At 65.8% G+C, this 16,073-nt stretch carries 14 protein-coding genes; 3 read left to right on the top strand and 11 right to left on the bottom strand.

Annotated elements, in window-relative coordinates:
• Nucleotides 1-7: 7 nt before the first annotated feature.
• The 10 genes from OHB12_RS06060 to OHB12_RS06020 form a co-directional block, all read right to left on the bottom strand.
• Entirely contained in the window at nucleotides 8-1,702 is a 1,695-nt protein-coding gene (locus tag OHB12_RS06060; protein WP_327116927.1) for a carbamoyltransferase family protein, read from the bottom strand.
• Between the two features lie 3 nt (nucleotides 1,703-1,705).
• Entirely contained in the window at nucleotides 1,706-2,866 is a 1,161-nt protein-coding gene (locus OHB12_RS06055) for a glycosyltransferase family 9 protein (protein ID WP_327116925.1), read from the bottom strand.
• A complete protein-coding gene (locus OHB12_RS06050) occupies nucleotides 2,863-4,137 on the bottom strand; it encodes a hypothetical protein (RefSeq protein ID WP_327116923.1) in 1,275 nt (424 codons plus the stop codon). The genes OHB12_RS06055 and OHB12_RS06050 overlap by 4 nt, the downstream gene beginning before the upstream one ends.
• Entirely contained in the window at nucleotides 4,134-5,411 is a 1,278-nt protein-coding gene (locus tag OHB12_RS06045) for a cytochrome P450 (RefSeq protein WP_327116921.1), read from the bottom strand. Before OHB12_RS06045 ends, OHB12_RS06050 begins: the two co-directional genes overlap by 4 nt.
• A complete protein-coding gene (locus OHB12_RS06040) occupies nucleotides 5,408-6,517 on the bottom strand; it encodes a hypothetical protein (RefSeq protein ID WP_327116919.1) in 1,110 nt (369 codons plus the stop codon). Before OHB12_RS06040 ends, OHB12_RS06045 begins: the two co-directional genes overlap by 4 nt.
• 14 nt (nucleotides 6,518-6,531) lie before the next feature.
• Nucleotides 6,532-7,509, bottom strand: a complete 978-nt coding sequence (locus OHB12_RS06035; protein WP_327116917.1) for an NAD-dependent epimerase/dehydratase family protein — start codon at nucleotides 7,507-7,509, stop codon at nucleotides 6,532-6,534.
• Entirely contained in the window at nucleotides 7,506-9,494 is a 1,989-nt protein-coding gene (locus OHB12_RS06030; RefSeq protein ID WP_327116915.1) for a PfkB family carbohydrate kinase, read from the bottom strand. Before OHB12_RS06030 ends, OHB12_RS06035 begins: the two co-directional genes overlap by 4 nt.
• Nucleotides 9,495-9,636: 142 nt before the next feature.
• Entirely contained in the window at nucleotides 9,637-9,882 is a 246-nt protein-coding gene (locus tag OHB12_RS36140; protein ID WP_442799975.1) for an SAM-dependent methyltransferase, read from the bottom strand.
• Between the two features lie 170 nt (nucleotides 9,883-10,052).
• Complete coding sequence (locus OHB12_RS06025; RefSeq protein WP_327116913.1) at nucleotides 10,053-10,256, bottom strand: hypothetical protein; 204 nt, start codon at nucleotides 10,254-10,256, stop codon at nucleotides 10,053-10,055.
• 118 nt (nucleotides 10,257-10,374) lie between these two features.
• A complete protein-coding gene (locus tag OHB12_RS06020) occupies nucleotides 10,375-11,418 on the bottom strand; it encodes a hypothetical protein (protein WP_327116911.1) in 1,044 nt (347 codons plus the stop codon).
• Nucleotides 11,419-11,981: 563 nt separating this feature from the next.
• Here OHB12_RS06020 and OHB12_RS06015 point away from each other — a divergent pair.
• From OHB12_RS06015 to OHB12_RS06005, 3 genes are all read left to right on the top strand, one after another.
• A complete protein-coding gene (locus OHB12_RS06015; RefSeq protein ID WP_327116909.1) occupies nucleotides 11,982-13,355 on the top strand; it encodes a transcriptional regulator in 1,374 nt (457 codons plus the stop codon).
• Nucleotides 13,352-14,281: a phosphotransferase family protein gene (locus tag OHB12_RS06010; protein ID WP_327116907.1), complete on the top strand. Its 930-nt coding sequence runs from the start codon at nucleotides 13,352-13,354 to the stop codon at nucleotides 14,279-14,281. The genes OHB12_RS06015 and OHB12_RS06010 overlap by 4 nt, the downstream gene beginning before the upstream one ends.
• A 132-nt stretch (nucleotides 14,282-14,413) precedes the next feature.
• On the top strand, nucleotides 14,414-14,608 hold the full coding sequence (locus OHB12_RS06005; protein ID WP_327116905.1) for a hypothetical protein: 195 nt from the start codon (nucleotides 14,414-14,416) through the stop codon (nucleotides 14,606-14,608).
• 290 nt (nucleotides 14,609-14,898) lie between these two features.
• Here OHB12_RS06005 and OHB12_RS06000 read toward each other — a convergent pair whose 3' ends face one another.
• A complete protein-coding gene (locus tag OHB12_RS06000) occupies nucleotides 14,899-16,035 on the bottom strand; it encodes an IS701 family transposase (RefSeq protein WP_327116903.1) in 1,137 nt (378 codons plus the stop codon).
• Nucleotides 16,036-16,073 lie beyond the last annotated feature (38 nt).

Raw genomic sequence — 16,073 nt, 5'->3', positions numbered from 1 at the left:
GGTGAAGCTAGCGGGTGCTGCTCGATGGTGGTGGGGTGATCAGGTAGTCGCCGATCACGATGGCGTCCAGGCCGAGGCGGGCGCCGCTGCTCAGCGCATCAGCCGGCGATCCGACGATCGGTTCGCCGGGGCCGTTGAAGCTGGTGTTCAACACCACTGCGATTCCGGTTTCGGCGGCGAAGGCGTGGAGCAGGCGCGCGTAGGCCGGTTGCAGGTCTGGATCGACCCGTTGCGGGCGCAGCGTGCCGTCGACGTGGACGACACCCGGAATTTGTTGGCGTGCTCGAGGTGTGGCGTCGTGGGCGACGATCATGCATTCTGCCGGACCGTCCGGCGTGGTCGTCCAGGGTCCCAGGTCGAGCATGCTCGGCGCGAGCGGTCGCCAGAGTTCGCGGCGTTTGATGTCGCGGTTGATGCGGTCGCGCGAGGCTGTGGTGTGGGGGTCGGCGAGGATGCTGCGGGCACCGAGCGCGCGGGGCCCGGCCTCGGCGCGGCCCTGGTGCCAGCCGATGACCTTGCCGTCAGCCAGCAAACGCGCGGCCGCAGTCGCGATATCGGGTGGGGTGGTGTAGTCGGCTCCGGCGGTCTGCAGCGCGGTCTCGATCGCGTGGTTGTCGTAGTCCGGGCCGAGCAGCGTGTGGGTTTGGCGGGGGCCGGGCACGGTGTATTCGCCGCGGCGGTGCGCGCACTCGAGGGCGGCGCCGAGCGCGCATCCGGCGTCGCTGGCGGCGGGCTGCACGAACAGGGTCTCGATATCGGGTGTGCGGGCGAGGATTCCGTTGGTGGTGCAGTTGAGTGCGACTCCACCGGCCAGGCACAACGCCGTGGAACCGGTTTCGTCGAGCGCGGTCGCGACGACGCTGATCAAGCAGCGTTGCAACAGCAGTTGCGCCGAGGCCGCGAGATCGGCAGCGATTCCGCGATGCGTGTCATCTCCGGCTGTCGGTAGTGCGGGGACTCCGGCGTCGGTGAACGCCTTGCCGTAGGCGCGGCGCAGGTCGCGGTAGTAGGAGAAGTCGCTGTAGCGGGCGGTGTGGTCGGCATCGGGTGGAAGGCCGTAGCCGGTGAGGTCGAGGTGGTAGCCGCAGCTGGCGGGGTTCAGGAAGTCCAGGTCGACGGTGGGGCGGCCGTAGGCGGCCAGGCCCATCAGCTTGCCTGCGTTGGTCCAGTCGCCGAGCCCGGCGTGCTCGGTGGCGAATTGGTAAAACCAGCCCAGCGACTGGGTGAAAGGGAATTCGCGCAGAGTGTGCAGGCCCGTGCGGGTGCCGTGGTGGATGCTGGTGGAGATCCCGTCTCCGGAACCGTCGACAACGACGACAGCGGCGTCGGTGACACCGGCCGGGTAGAACGCGCTGGCGGCGTGGGCGAGGTGATGGCCGATGACGGTCAACCGGCGCGGTCCCCCCGCGTCGCGCGCCGCCGGACCGAGCAGTTCGGCGATCATGTCCTTATCGGCGATATGGTCACAGTCGTTGGGCCAGTACGGGTTCCACGCGACCGCGACTTCGTCGACGTCGCTCCACCCGATTCCGGCCTGGTGCAGGCACCACGCCGCGGAGGCCGCGGCGGAGCGGGAGTCGCGGTGGTGTTTGATCCGGGAGAACCGCTCCTCCTCCGCGAAGGCGACGACCCGGCCGTCGGCAACGAGGCAGGCGGAGGCGTCGTGGTGGTAAGGGCCACCGAGCCCGAGAACGTATCCCACCGTTCACTCCTTCCGCACGGCCCCGGCTGGTGCCGGGGACAGCGAGTTGCAGACCGCGGCGTGCACATCGTCGACGGTGATGGTGTCCATGCAGCCGCCGACGCCGCCGCAGGTGACCTGGTGCGCGCACGGCGAACACGCCAGTCTCGACCGCAGTGCGGTCACGGTGTCGGCGTGGCGGGGAATGACTTCGGCGCCGTTGCTCGGCCCGAGCAGCACCACCACGGGCAGGTCGTGGGCGAGAGCGAGGTGGAACCCGAGGCTGTCGCCGGTGACCATCGCGTCGCAGAAGTCCGGTACCGCAGCGAACTCCTCCAAGGGGATAGAGTCGTAGCGGACCCGGCCGCCGCCGGTGTCCAGCTCGCGCAGCAGTTGGCGGCAGACATGGGCATCGTCAGGGCCGCCGGTGATGACCAGCCGGTTCCCGTCGTCGAGCAGCCGCCGCCCGAGTTCGCTCCAGTACTGCACCGGCCACAGCTTGGTGGCCTTGGAGCCGCCGACGTTCAAGCACACCCATCCGCCACTGGTGCCCAGCCGCGCCGCAACACGGTCCTTCGCCTCATCCGGGACCGTCAGCTGGTACGGCTCGCCGGTGTAGGTGTATCCGGCGACCTCGAAATATAGTTCGGTCCAGGTCTTTTCGTTTCCGTGGGTGCGGAAGTCGTTCCAGGTGTTCATCGCGAAGAAGTGCCGCGCGGCCTGCCCGAGCGGATAGAGGGTGTTGTGGTCGCCGCCATAGGCGAGCCCGGCGCGGTGGTCGGCGCTGATGCGGGGCACGAGCCCAGCAGCAGCGGGATGGCGTTCGAAGCTGTAGATGGCGTCGTAGTGCTCGGCGAGCAGCGTGTTTGCGGTGTCGGCGTCCCAGACCAGGACCCGGTCGACATGCGGGATCATCGCCACGATGGGCGCGGACTCGGCGCCGATGAGCCAGGTGATGTGCGCGCCGGGGTGTTCGGCCTTGATCCGGGCCGGAAGCGGGGACGCGATGAGCATGTCGCCCATGCGCTTGAGCATCACGATCAGAATCCGGTGCGTGACCGGGGCATACAGCGTGCAGCCGGGGCATGCCCGCCAGTGCTGGCACGGCATGCCGCCGACGAAGTGGCGGCAATCCGGATGCCAAGAGAATTCATTCGCGGTCAGCGTCAGCTCGGTGGTGGTCACGGGGTCCTCGCTTCCTGCCGCCGCGCCCGGCGCAGCAGGTGCGCGAGCTCGTCGGCGGCCTGTTGGTCGTCGCTGGTCACGTAGCGGGTGCGCAGGGCATCGACCGCCAGGGTGACCGACTCCGGTGGTTCGCGGTGGATCAGCACGCGGGCCATGAGCGCGGCGAGTTCATCGACGCCCTTGCCATCGAGGCCAGCGAAGGTCAACTCCTGCACACCCAGCCGCAACCCGGGCGCGCTCAGATAGGGAATCTCGATGGCATTGACCACGATCCCGGCCTCATACAGCAGCCCGGCCGAGGTCTCGGCGGGACAGATCGGGTCGATGTCCACCCACACCTGATGTGATCGGGTGTGGCCGAGCTCGGCCGCGCAGACGGTGAACCCTTGGGCGGTGAGGGCGGCAGCCAGGGAGCGGGCGTTGGCGACGACTGCGGCGGCGTAGTCGCAGGCGTGGTCGGTCATCCACGCCACCGAGAACGCCAGCGCAGCGACGTCGGCGGGATGGTGGTGCGACACCCATCCGGCGGCGTGCACGTCGACCTGCCGAGCCAGACCGGCATTGTTGGTGGCCACGACACCTTTGCCGGGTGGGCCAGGAAAGGTCTTGTGGACGCTGCCGCCGAGGCTGTCGGCGCCCTCGGCGAGAGGGTTCTGGAACGCACCGCCAGCGACCAGCCCGAGGGTGTGGGAGCCGTCGTAGTGAATCCTCGCCCGATCGCCGACCGCGGCGCGGATTGCGACGATGTCATGGGGAAACAACGCCATGAACGAGTCGAGGTAAACCAGCAACGGCCCGCCGATACCGCGCGCCCTCCGCGCCAGCGCATCCACATCGACGCACCAGTTGCTCGGGTCCATGGGCAGGGGTTGCCAGTGCAACCCGAACCGGTTGGCGACGAACCGGGTCGAACCGTGCCCGCCGTCGGTTTCGGCCAGGCTGAACACGGTGCCTGCCGATCCGGTTAACGCCGAGACGGCCACGGTCATCGCCGACAATCCCGACACCGGTTTCAGGCTCACGTACTTCGCGTCGAGCAGCGCACCGATCCCACGTCCGGCCGCCTCCTCGAGGTCGGTGAGTTCGCCGCGGCCCGGCCACGCCCAATTCGCCTCGCCCGCACGACCGAAGCAGTAACGGGTAAGGGCTTCGGTCAGATACGGCACCCGCGCGAGGGCGGGCATCTGGTTCTCGCTGGCGATCAGGTGCAGCCGCCGCGAACTGGCAACCTCGAATCGCACCAGCCGCTCAACCAGCTCTGCGAGGTTCACCGCCGCACCACCTGCCGAACGCGGGCATGGACCGAGCCTGCTGGGGCACGCACCGGCTGGAACCGCTCAACCTTCGGCCGCTGCCTGGGGTCCAGGTCGATGCGGTACCCGGCGAGCACGACCGCGACCAGCAACAGGGTGGTCGCCTCGGCGAACCCGCGGCCTGCACATGCATGCGCGCCCCGCCCGAACGCCAGCAGCCCCGCCGCGCGGCGCGCACCATCCGGCCCGCAGAAGCGTTGAGGGTGAAAAGCTTCCGGGTCGGTGAACAGCTCGGGAAGCAGGTGGGTGGCGGGGGCGCTGTAGGCGACGTGCCATCCGGCCGGGATGGTATAGCCACCGACCTGGACATCCGTGACCGCCTGCCGGGTGGCGATCGTATTGGGGGTATGCAGGCGCGCGCACTCGGCAAGCACCCGCCGCAACCCCGGTGCGCCACCGCGGACGATCGCCTGGACCGGGTCGGTGACCAGGTCGCGGGCGTCGGTAGCGAGCGCGTCGGCGAGCTGGTCATCAAGTGCGCATTCGATCAGCAGCCAGGTGACCAGGCTGGCCGTGGTCTCCCGCGCCGCGATCAGCAGCGCCAGCAGGTGATCGACCCCCTCCCCGCCCGGGGCCCGCCCTGAGGCGATGAGCGCAGACACCACCGACGGCCGCGCGCTGTCGGCCGCGCGAACCGTGCACGCCTGCAACAACTCCCGCAGCTCCACGGCCGCGTCGAGGGCCGCCGCGAACACCTCGTCCCCACCTTCACTGTGAGTTGGCGGGAGTTCGGCGCCGACGACGAACCGATCGAACAACTCCGGCACCCGCAGCGCGGTCGGATCATCAGCGGCCAGACCCAGGATCGCCGTCAGGCACACCTCCATCGTGTAGTCGCGCGCAGCCTGATACAGCGCCACCACCGCCGCCTCGGCCCACCGGCTGACGTGGCGGTGCGCGACCTCGGCCACACTCGGCAGGTAGGCGGCCACCGCGTCGTGCCGCAACCCGGCCGACAGGTAGGTGCGTACGGTCTCGTGCTCACGGCCGCGCAGGGTGAACACCGCGCGCCGGAACAGCGTGTGCACCGTCGCAGTGTTGTGCACCGCCAGCCCGCCCTCGCGTTCCCGCGCGAACATCTCCCGCACCGCGGCCGACCCGACGCAGTACGCCGTCGGTGCACCGGCCCGGGTGTCGAGGGCGAACACGTCGCCGAGCCCGTGATGTCGGGCGGCGAGGAACCGTGGCAGATCCGGAGGTGGGGATTCGGACAGGATCGGGGGCGGCCTCACGCGATCGCCTCGCAGGCATCCAGAGTCGCCACGGTGCGGGCGAGGATGTGTTCATGGTCGAGGGCGACCGGCGTGGTCGTTCGGCGGCACTCGCACGAGGTCGGCAGATCGGCGGGGGCACCGCTGACGCTGTAGGCGACCAGCCCGTCCACGATCGGATTCGCGCAGCGTTCGCACGAGTCCGGGTACACCGAGTCGAAGTCGGTGCCGCGCATGTTGATACACGCCACCCGCACCGCCGCTTTCGTGTGTGCGCCGCGCACCGCGTCGACGACCGCCCACAGGTTCGGGGCGTAATAGTGGCCGCGCTGGTACAGCCACCATGCCACCGTGTTCGGCGCCAATCGGGTCGGGCACAACGTCACCCCTGCCACGCCAAGCGACGCCACGTAGGCCGTCGAGTCGATCACGTCGGTCACCGCTTCGGCCTCGGTGAGAAACGGCGGACCGATCATCAAATACACCTTGGGAAGCACGTTATGCGCCTGCATCAACGCCACTGCGGCCTCGAAGGATTCGCGTGTGACGCGGGTATTGACGAGGGTTTCGCGCACCAGCCGGTCCGCCGACTGCAACCCGATCCCGACCTCAAGCTGTACATCGCCGAGAGCGTCGACGAACGGGACGAGGGTTTCGGTGGTGACGAACTGTGGCAGTGACTCGACGACTAGGCGGCGAACTCCGGTGGCCGCGGCCCGGCGGGCGATATCGACCTGCACATCGGCCGGCACCTCACGGCGGGCGAAGAACGACCCGTCGTTGTAGAGGGCGAGCATGTCGTAGTCCGGCTCGTCATCGGTGCGGTCCAGCATGGTGACAACTTGTCCACGCAGGCCGTCAGCGTTCGCGCCGTGCAGGCCGAAGTTGTTGTAGTTGGTGAACGGGCACATCGTGCAGGTCGGGACGCTGCATCCGCCCGACATCAGGATCGCCTTCTTGCGGCCGTAGGTGGTGCCGTCGGCGTCGCGGACGGTGTCGTAGCCGACGTACCGCGGCTTTTGCAGGTGTTCGACCGCGGTCACCTCTCGCAGTGACCGCGACAACACCGTGATCCGGTGGCGTAGCGCCTTCTCTCCATCGAGCACGTCGGTTGTGCTGGTAGACATCGCGTTTCCTCCGATCACAGGGACTTCACAAGCTCGCCCACGCCGACGGTTTCGGCTCGGATGTGGTCAAACAGGTCACAGGCATAACTGCGGATTTCGTTCACGCTCACCGGTTCCAGGCCGGGCATCGCCCTCCGCAGGAGCCGCATATCCGCGCACGTCCAGTACTGGTAGCGGTCGCGGACTGGGTTCGGCACTCCCACCATCGGCACCGGGGCGCCGGCCCACTCGGTGCACCAGCCCAGCAACGTCTCGAACCGGATCGCGGTCCCGGAGCCGAGGTTGTAGACCCCGCGGATGTGCGGGTTGTCGAGCAGCCGCACCAGAGTTGAGACCAGCAGCTGTACCGGTAGGTAGTCCCGCGCGGCGGTCAGGGTATCGTTGAACAACCGCACCGGTTGCCCGGCGGCCGCGGTGGTGAGGATCTGCCACAGGATCGACGCCATGCGCCCCTTGGACTGTTCGCCGGGGCCGAAGACGTTGGTGTAGCGCAGCCCAACAAAGTCCAGGCCGAATACCGCCGCGCGGCGACGCATCGCCCGATCCATCACGAGCTTCGATTTCGCGTACGCGTTGAGCGGGCCTGAGCAGCGCCCTCGATCGTAGGCGTCGGATTCCAGCGAGGAAACACCTTGCGGCACAATGCCGTACACGCTGCCCGACGAGGCGTACACCAGACGTGTCCCGGATTCGGCGCACGCGCGCGCAATCCGCAGCGGCATCGTCGCGTTGCACCACCGCAGCCGCTCGTCATCCGGGGCGAGAGTGTCGCTGATCGCCGCCTGATGGACGACTACCGCGAATTCCCCTCCAGCGACCCGCGCCAGCAGCGCCGGGTCGGCGGCGTCTGCGGTGATCGACTCCCACACCCGGCCCTCGTGGGCCGGGTGGTGGTCGACCCCGGTCACCATCCACCCCGCCGCATGCAGATCGGCGGCCGTGTGGCTGCCGATGAACCCCGCCACTCCCGTTACCAGCACCGAGCGGGTCATGACCGCACCATCCGCCCGGCAACAGCACGCTCGATCAACTCACTCGTCGACACCCCATCCAAGTACGGGCCGAAAACGACCTGGCCCCCATGGCGCTGCACCACCGCAGCCTCGGGCAGCTCGGTAACACCGTAGTCGCCGCCCTTGATCCAGATGTGCGGCCGCACCTGCTCCAGCAGCTCGGCGGGGGTGTCCTCGTCGAACACTACGACCGCATCCACGCACGCAAACGCCGCCAGCATCGCCGCCCGCTGCGCCTGCGGCACAAGAGGCCGGCTCGAGCCCTTCAACCTGGATAGGGAGGCGTCGCTGTTGAGCAGCACGATCAGGCAGTCCCCCATCGCGCGCGCAGCCTCCAACAGCTGGCGGTGCCCGTCGTGCAGCACATCGAAGCAGCCGCCGGTAGCCACCACCCGACCGCCCGCCGCGCGAACCCGCTCTGCCATCGCGACCCCGTCAACATCGCGATCACCCCGCGGTCGCGGGCCCGGCGGGCGGTGTCCGGCCACATAGTCAGCGGCCACGACGACTGCGCGTTGTACCGCTGTCGACGGGATCCGTGCGCGGATCAGCTCTTCCAACAGCGTGACCGCGAACCGGTCGCCCGCCCCGCAAGCGTCGCCGTGCTCGCGCCGCGGTGCTGGGAACACCTGCGCGGGATCGGTGTCGGAGCCGACCAGGACCGCGCCGTCGGCGCCGCGAGTGACAACCGCATGCCCGCATCGCCACCAGGATCGCAGGTTCCGAGCCCGGCGGACATCGGCATCGAGATCACCGGCAGCAGCCTCTTCTCCACTGAGGTGAGCGGCTTCCTCATGGTTCGGCACAACAACGCTCACCCGCTCGACGGGGGCCGGTCCGTGCCGGTGCGGATCCCACACCACTGGCATACGCCGCGCCACGGTCGACAGCAGCGAACGCAGCCGAGGTTGCGCGGCCACCCCGCGCCCGTAGTCGGCGACCAGCACCCCGTTCGCCTCGGCGAGCGCATTCGCGACTTCCGGCGGCGGATCGCCCACCGGGCACGGCGGTGCAGAATCATCGACCATCACCAGGGTCTGGCCCCTCGCCCGCATACGCAATTTCACCGGCGTCGGCCCCATGGTGCCGAGGTCGATCACCGATACCCCCGCCGCGGCGAGGTCCGCGCGTATCCGCCGCCCGGGGTCGTCGTCGCCGATCGCGGTCATCAGCGTGACCTCGCAGCCGTCTGCGGCGGCGAGCATCGCGGCCAGGCCCGCGCCGCCCGGCCGCCACTGTCGCGACACCGCGCTCAGCACCGGCACCGGCGCCTCCGGCGACACCCGCGTGACCTCACCGCACCAGTCGCAGTCCGCCAGCACATCACCGACCACCACCACGCGCCGAACCCGCTCAGCCACCGTGCCGTTGGACTGTGGGGCGATCGGCATCGAACCCGACGGGGCGGAGGACAGGGCCGCATCGACGGCCGCGCACAGTTCGTGCGCGATCAGCAGATGGCATTCCTGGATTGTCGATGTCGCCGAGGACTCGATGGCCACCACCTCGTCACACACCTGTGCCAGCGCGCTCCCGGCGGGGCCGGTCAATGCGAAGGTGAGCATTCCCAGTGCGTTCGCCTCCGCGGCCGCCGTGATCACGTTCGCGCTGCGCCCGGAGGTGGAGATCGCGACCAGCACATCGCCTTCGCGGCCGTGCGCGCGTACCTGCCGTGCATACAACTCGTCGAATCCGTAGTCGTTGCCGATCGCGGTCACCACCGCCGAATCGGTGGTCAACGCCAACGCTGCCAACGGGTTCCGCTCGGACTCGAACCGGCCCACCAGCTCGGCCACCAAGTGCTGTGCCTGCGCTGCGCTTCCACCGTTGCCGACCGCCAGCACCCGCCCGCCTCGCCGCAGCCGGTTGGCCAGCATCTGGCCCCATGACCTGACCTTCTCCAGGTCCGCGCCCTCCAGCGCCGCGGAAAGCTTCGCGACGCGATCCGTACCGGATTCGTTCATAGGGCTCTCCCCCGCTCGATCCTTCACCAACGAATCTCCCTGCAAATCAAGACATTTGATGTGAAATGTGGTGGGCATTGGCCCGATTCGACCCCCGTCATCGCATTCGCCCGACTGCGGCGGAATAGCGCACTTCTGCCGCCTACGGCGGCTCCCAGCCGAGCCGCTGCGGGCGGCGCTGGTCGAGGTCATCGGTGGGCCGCCAGCGGTGCGCCGCGACCAGCCCAGGCTCGATAGGATCGCAGCCCGATAGAAGGGCCGCGACCTCCTTGCTACTGCGGGGCCGGAACTCAATTCCCTTACCGGCGTATATCTCGGCCGCGCGGTCGACCACAGCGGTGTCGACATCTCGGGCACATCCTTCTACTCGATGAAAAGTTGCTGACACGGAAGAGGTTTCATCTCTGCGGTCACCCTGTCGTCGACGGTCACCCGCGGCCGTCCCAGGCGCTTCGCATCCTGGGCGAAGGCCTCGGCGGCACACCGCTCTGCTCGGTAGTGCTGAATCGGCACTCCCGGCATGTCGAAGTCAACGACCAGGCGGCACTCCATGACCTGTCAATCGGCCTGCGGTATGCCGGTCCACTGCGGTAATCCCTCGGCGATGCGCCGCATCGTCTCCTCATCTCGGGAGAACGACCGCGGCCCCTGGCCGTCGGGCTCGTCTCGGGACGCCACGACCGTCGCCCGCACCTCACTCAGCCGCTCGAAATACGGCGGCAACGTCGCCCCTGGATCACGCTGCGGCAGAATATCTGTCATGACTGAACTCCTCGCGCACGTAGCGAGCAGATTGGGCCAGCAGCGGCCCGGGCGCCGCCATCAGTGTTTTCCATGGACCTCAGAATCGGTGCATGTTGGCCTGCCCGGAACTGCCGCTTCACCGCGTTGCACTGACGTTTTGATGACCTTCGGTGCTGGCCTCTGCTTTCGAGGCGGCCGCTCGATGACACACTGACCGCGTGGAACTCAACGGGTCGCCGATCAGCCAGTCCGAGATCCCAGCAACGTACTCATGCAGCACAGCTGTCAACTCTGCAGTGCCTACCTGATCGGTCCGCTCAGATCCCGGCAACGCCAGCTCGCAGCGGGTCAGGGTCCCGCCAGCCGGACTACGGTGGCGCTTCACGGTGCCGCCGCTGTCCGGGTCAACGAGCTCGATCACCTCACCACTGACCGGTTCGTCGGAGTGGTCCCGTGATTCCCAGACCTCGACCGCCAACGTCGCGGCCAGCGGCGGACGGACCACCCGGACCTGCAGCCTGTTGGCGTCAGCCGTCACGTGACTCGCCGCCGCACCAACGATCAGACGCATGAGCGAATCGACCGGCTGGACCAGGCTGCTGAGACCCGCACGCGAAAGCCCCCAGTGCGTGTGGGACAGCACCACACCAACAGGGTCAGCGAACGCACTGACCGTGACATCGACTAAGGTGCCTGGCTGGTCATCAAGACTGATCTCGCCCAGCCGCGCCAGGCTTCGCCCTTCTCGCAGCTGTGTAGCCGGCGAATCGGCATACACCACCAGCAGCGATGGACATGCGTCCGACATCCTTCGCAACATCAATTCTCTTGGTACACCTAGGCCGTCGAAATGCTGCGGCGACGGAACGAGCAGATATGTCAGCTCACCATCGCAACCCGCCAGCGCGTCCAGCAGCATCCACAACGCAGTTGTCGGTGGCGGACTGCCCAGCACCCGATTCAGGACAATCTCGCGGCGGGCGGCGGTCGCTCGTAACTGCTCACGGTTGCCTGGGGTCAACATCTTCCACAACACTTCAGCTGGTGGCTCCAACTCGGCGAACACTCGCCCCTGAACCGAACCCCCGCAATAGCGGGCCAGCTCCTCGAACATGCGCATAACCTGACCTGCGCGGTCACCGACCAGTGACAGCTGCAGGTACCCGAACGTAGGCGTCATCGCGTCATTCCTTCATCACCAACCTGCCAGGAATGCTCCGCGCTAGGCGTGACCACGTGCACACTGCGTCTGTGTTGCGACGATCCCAATCCGTGCGGCACACAGCCCACAGCCGAAACTGCTGCACTGCGTGGACGTGAACTAGTCCCGAATGCACGATGTCCCTCCGCTAGTCGTCGTTGAGGTCGGCGGACAGAAGCGCCACTGCTGCGACCCACACCGAGTTGGGCACATCGCAGTCCCCGCGGACAATCGCGGCCGCAGCGGCGGCGTCAAACGGTCCCTGCTCTGCTGCCGCGAAGTTCGGCGCCTCGGCGCTAGGCCTGCATGGTTCTGGCATGGCGTACCTCCGTATGCATAGCCGTACCTCTTGTGACAACAAGCATCAGCAGTCCCGGATCGCCGAGTAAGCCGCACCACGAGTCAGTTCGACTAGTCGGTTCAACGACTAGTCGAACTAGTCAATTTGTCATTGGGACTCCCGAACCACCGTCGAACGTGGCTAGCCTGGAGGAACATCCGGCCGCGGCAGACCGGATGACGCGCCGACGAATGGAGTCTCTATGAACTTCCAACCGGCACAGTCAGGGGCGATCGACCCGACTGTGTGGGAAGGCATGGAGATGCGCAAGGCATTGGCAGCACGGAACCTGAAGAGAGTTTTCGAGCTACTTCAGCGATGCGGGATTTCGCAACGCGCGATCGGACGTGCGACCGTACTTGGGCAAAACGAGATATATGAAGTTCTCCATAAAGGCAGGCAATTAGGAAACTATGACGTGCTGGCGCGTGTCGCTGACGGATTGGGAATACCACGCGGATATATGGGTCTAGCATATGGCCGCACGACCGAGATGGCACTCGATCTCGCAACTGCGACGTGCTCAACTGCGCCAAATGAACGTGACGAGGTGCGGCAACTGCTGTCCCACGCGGCGAATGTCACCATGGGAACAGCGGTCGGTGACATCGCTCGCTGGTGGCAACCGTTCGATCACGAGACTGCGCCAGCACCGGCCAGAATCGGAGATTCCGACGTCGAGCATATTCGTACGCTCACCGCGGCCATGCGAATGGTCGACTATCGACACGGCGGCGGAGCTTGCCGAGACGCGGTCGCAGCGCAGGTCCGGTGGGCTCAACAACTACTCGGCGCCGAGTGCAGCACATCCATGAGCTCCAAGCTGTATGCCGCTCTCGCGGATCTCCACAACTTGGCTGGTTGGACGTCCTTCGACGTCGGAATGTACAGTATCGCCCGCCAACATTTCGGAAGGGCGCTCGAATTAGCGCATGGGGCAGGAGATCATTCACTTGCCGCCAATGTGCTCTATCGCACCGGAAGGCTGCACCTACACCGAGGGATGGCTAGGGAAGCCCTCAGATTCTTCCAGTTGGGACAGATAGCTGCACAAGATTCCGGATGTACCCTGACGGTCGCAATGTTATGCGCGAACGAAGGTTGGGCATACGCGATGCTTGGTGATGCAAACCAAATGTGGAGTTCGTTGAAACGCGCACAAGATGAATTCGCACGAGCCGAGTCCGCCAAGGCGCAGGCTTGGGTACGGTTCTTTGGAGATGCAGATTTGAACGCATTGGTTGGCGTTGCGCTCACGGGGAACCGGGAAGCCACCGAGAAAGAACTCAGCGAGGGTATCGAACACATCGAAACAGCCATTTCACTACGTGGTCCCGACATGACCCGCAGTAGGGTCTTTGAATTAACCGCTCTCGCTACGGCGTATCTTCGCTCGGGCTCCCGAGATATCGGTCTGGACATTGGTCAGCAAGCGGTCGCCACCGCTGGCGCTGTGCGTTCCATCCGGACAGTCGATCGCTTATCCCCGCTCCGCAATGCCGCTATCACGCGGAAAAAGGACGCCGATCTACAATATCTTGTCCGCAAAATCGACTCACTACAGGCTTCCGTATGACAAAATCTTCGCTCGATCGCCGCAACGACTCGCGTTCCGTCGACCCCTCCCAGTGGGCGACGGAAATTCTGGCATGCGCATGTGAGGAAGTGAATGTAGATCCGACCGGCGCCCGCCTGATCAAGTTCACCAACAACGCAGTCTTCGCCCTCGCGACCGCGCCGATCGTAGTACGCATTGCGGGCTCCACGGTGGTACGCGAGCGCGTCCGGAAGGTAGTCGGGGTCGCTCGGTGGCTCGCAGAGCATGACATGCCTGCAGTGCGTTTGATAAATGATTTCCCGCAACCATTGCACGTGAACGAGGTGGCAGTCACCTTTTGGCATCGGGTTGACTCGCCGGACGCGACCTGTCAGCCAGACGGTCGCGATCTCGGTCGAATTCTGCGCAAGTTCCATTCTCTCAACCCGCCAGATATGGAGTTGCCGGTGTGGAATCCGCTCAAGGGAATTCGTCAGCGAATAGACCAACAGGAAATTTTGACGGGCTACGACTATCGATACCTGCTACGAATATGCGACGAGGTAGAGGAGGATCTGTCGAGGGTCGAGTACTTCATGCCCCATGGTCCGATTCATGGCGACGGGTTCGCAGGTAACCTAATTTCTGGGCCTGACGGAGTCGTTATCTGTGACTTCGACTCAACTGCTCTCGGGCCTAGAGAGTGGGATCTCACTCCGCTTGCAGTTGGGCGCCTCCGCTTTCGCTACCCCGTCAACTACCATGAGCAGTTAGTTAGCGAGTACGGTGTGGACATAATGGCGTGGCCATACTTTCCGGTGCTTCGCCGACTACGCGAACTTCAGTTGGTCACAAGTGTACTACCTGTGCTCAGCGCCAATCCGAATTTGTATGACCAATGGCACCATCGGTTCACGAGCTTTCGAGACAACGACACATGTGCTGTCTGGACGCCATATAAATGACGTCGGCCGTGTACCGAGTTGGAAATGCGCTATTCTCAGGCGAGCGTGCTGTGACGGTTGCAGCGCAGCAAGTGCTGGTCAACGCCGGCTGGATTGTGCCGGCCGAGAGCAAGCCGCAGTGAGGTGTGAATCATGAAGCCGCCGAGTACCCTCCGACACATCCATATCGAATTCAACTCCTTAAAGCTGGATTTCACCGCTTCCGCCGAGCTGGCGCAGAACGTGGCCGATGTACTGGCGCAAGGCTTTCCGGGGTTCGTTGTCACGATCGATGACGACATCCCTCCGGATCCGCCGCCGCGCCCCTGCACAGACCCCTTGGACTGACCCCGGACCAACTGCCCCTGGCTTATCTCAGCAGCAATGGGCACCATTCTCGAAGGAACTGTCGTGACCCTGCCCACTCCCCGCGGTGTCCCGCGGTCATCTGGCCGATCCCACCGGCTTAGTACTGCAACGACAGGTTGTGATGGCCTCGTCTTTTTAGTGGCTGACTCGGGCGCGGGTCTGGCTGGTTCGTCTCCAGTTCGACCAGTGCACGATATGGGCGATCGTGTGGGTCACCGGTGTTGTGATGCGGTTCCATAATCGGCGGATCTCGTTGGCCGACAGTGGGATCAGCGTGATGCCGTTACCGGTTGTAGGGCCCCTTTTTTCGCGGTGTCTCGTGTGAGCACGAGGAACGCCGCGGCAGCCAGGGACAGTGTGATATGTCGATACCACGCCCGGTAGCTGCGGACCTGGTAGTGGTCGAGCCCGGTCTCGTTCTTGGCCGTCTGGAAGGATTCCTCGATGGCCCACCGGGTTCCGGCGACACGAACGAGTTCGGTAATCGTGGTCGCGGCGGGACCGAAGCAGACGTAGTAGGCGATGTCGGTGGGGTCGCGCAGGCTGCGGCGGGCCAGCAGCCAATGGCCCCATTCCCGGCGCCGCAGTGGGCGGATATCGGCCACCGCCCACTCGTAGATCCTCGGCCCGTGTGCGCCGTTCCCACAGCTGACCGACGTCCAGCAGTCCTCGGCAAGTGCGGCGATGACCCGATCGACACGAGCCTTGACCAGCCCCATCGTGACCACCATCGAGTTCTTCGCCACCACCAGGACATGGGCGATGTCCTGCGATTCCAGCCACATGCGCAGCTTGGTGTCCACACCGTATGCTTCGTCGCCGGTGACCCACCCGAACGGGACCCCGGCTTCTACGGAGCGGGCGATCATTCGTTGCGCGAGCACTGGTTTGGTCGCCATCTTCACCTCATCGCCGATGCCGGCGGCCCGGCAGCGCTCACGATCACAGAACCATTGCTTGGGCACATACAGCTCCCGGTCGATCAACGCCCGTCCACGCGGCGACGCATAGGCCAGAAAGACTCCGATCTGCGAGTTCTCGATCCGCCCCGCGGTCCCGGAGTACTGGCGGGCCACTCCCGCGGACTTGATGCCCTTCTTCACGAAACCGGTCTCGTCCACGATCAACACACCCTGCCGGCCATCGCCGAGGGCCTCCACCACCGCGGAACGAACATCATCACGCAGTCCATCGACATCCCAGGCATAGAAGTTCAATAGCCGCTGCATCCGTTCCGGACCACGATCCCCGAGAGCCTCTGCAAGGGTCCATCCGTTCTTGCGTTCGGACTCGCCGAGCAGCCCCCGCACATACGACCGCATCTGACGACGCGACTCCACCCTGGGAAACCGGTGAGCGAACCGCCCCACGAACGCCTCGAAACCCGCCGACCACCCAACCGCCATCTCCACCAACACAACAAGATCAACTACCAAACAACAGC

The organism is Nocardia sp. NBC_01730 (assembly GCF_035920445.1).
Lineage (GTDB): Bacteria > Actinomycetota > Actinomycetes > Mycobacteriales > Mycobacteriaceae > Nocardia.
The sequence above is the reverse complement of the archived record's forward strand: the minus strand, read 5'-3'. Positions and strand labels throughout refer to the sequence as shown.

Excerpts from the sequence above, each read along its gene's own strand:
- OHB12_RS06040 (WP_327116919.1), bottom strand. The coding sequence starts at position 6,517 with ATGTCTACCAGCACAACCGACGTGCTCGATGGAGAGAAGGCGCTACGC.
- OHB12_RS06035 (WP_327116917.1), bottom strand. The coding sequence starts at position 7,509 with ATGACCCGCTCGGTGCTGGTAACGGGAGTGGCGGGGTTCATCGGCAGC.
- OHB12_RS06030 (WP_327116915.1), bottom strand. The coding sequence starts at position 9,494 with ATGAACGAATCCGGTACGGATCGCGTCGCGAAGCTTTCCGCGGCGCTG.
- OHB12_RS06025 (WP_327116913.1), bottom strand. The coding sequence starts at position 10,256 with ATGACAGATATTCTGCCGCAGCGTGATCCAGGGGCGACGTTGCCGCCG.
- OHB12_RS06020 (WP_327116911.1), bottom strand. The coding sequence starts at position 11,418 with ATGACGCCTACGTTCGGGTACCTGCAGCTGTCACTGGTCGGTGACCGC.
- OHB12_RS06015 (WP_327116909.1), top strand. The coding sequence starts at position 11,982 with ATGAACTTCCAACCGGCACAGTCAGGGGCGATCGACCCGACTGTGTGG.
- OHB12_RS06010 (WP_327116907.1), top strand. The coding sequence starts at position 13,352 with ATGACAAAATCTTCGCTCGATCGCCGCAACGACTCGCGTTCCGTCGAC.
- OHB12_RS06005 (WP_327116905.1), top strand. The coding sequence starts at position 14,414 with ATGAAGCCGCCGAGTACCCTCCGACACATCCATATCGAATTCAACTCC.
- OHB12_RS06000 (WP_327116903.1), bottom strand. The coding sequence starts at position 16,035 with ATGGCGGTTGGGTGGTCGGCGGGTTTCGAGGCGTTCGTGGGGCGGTTC.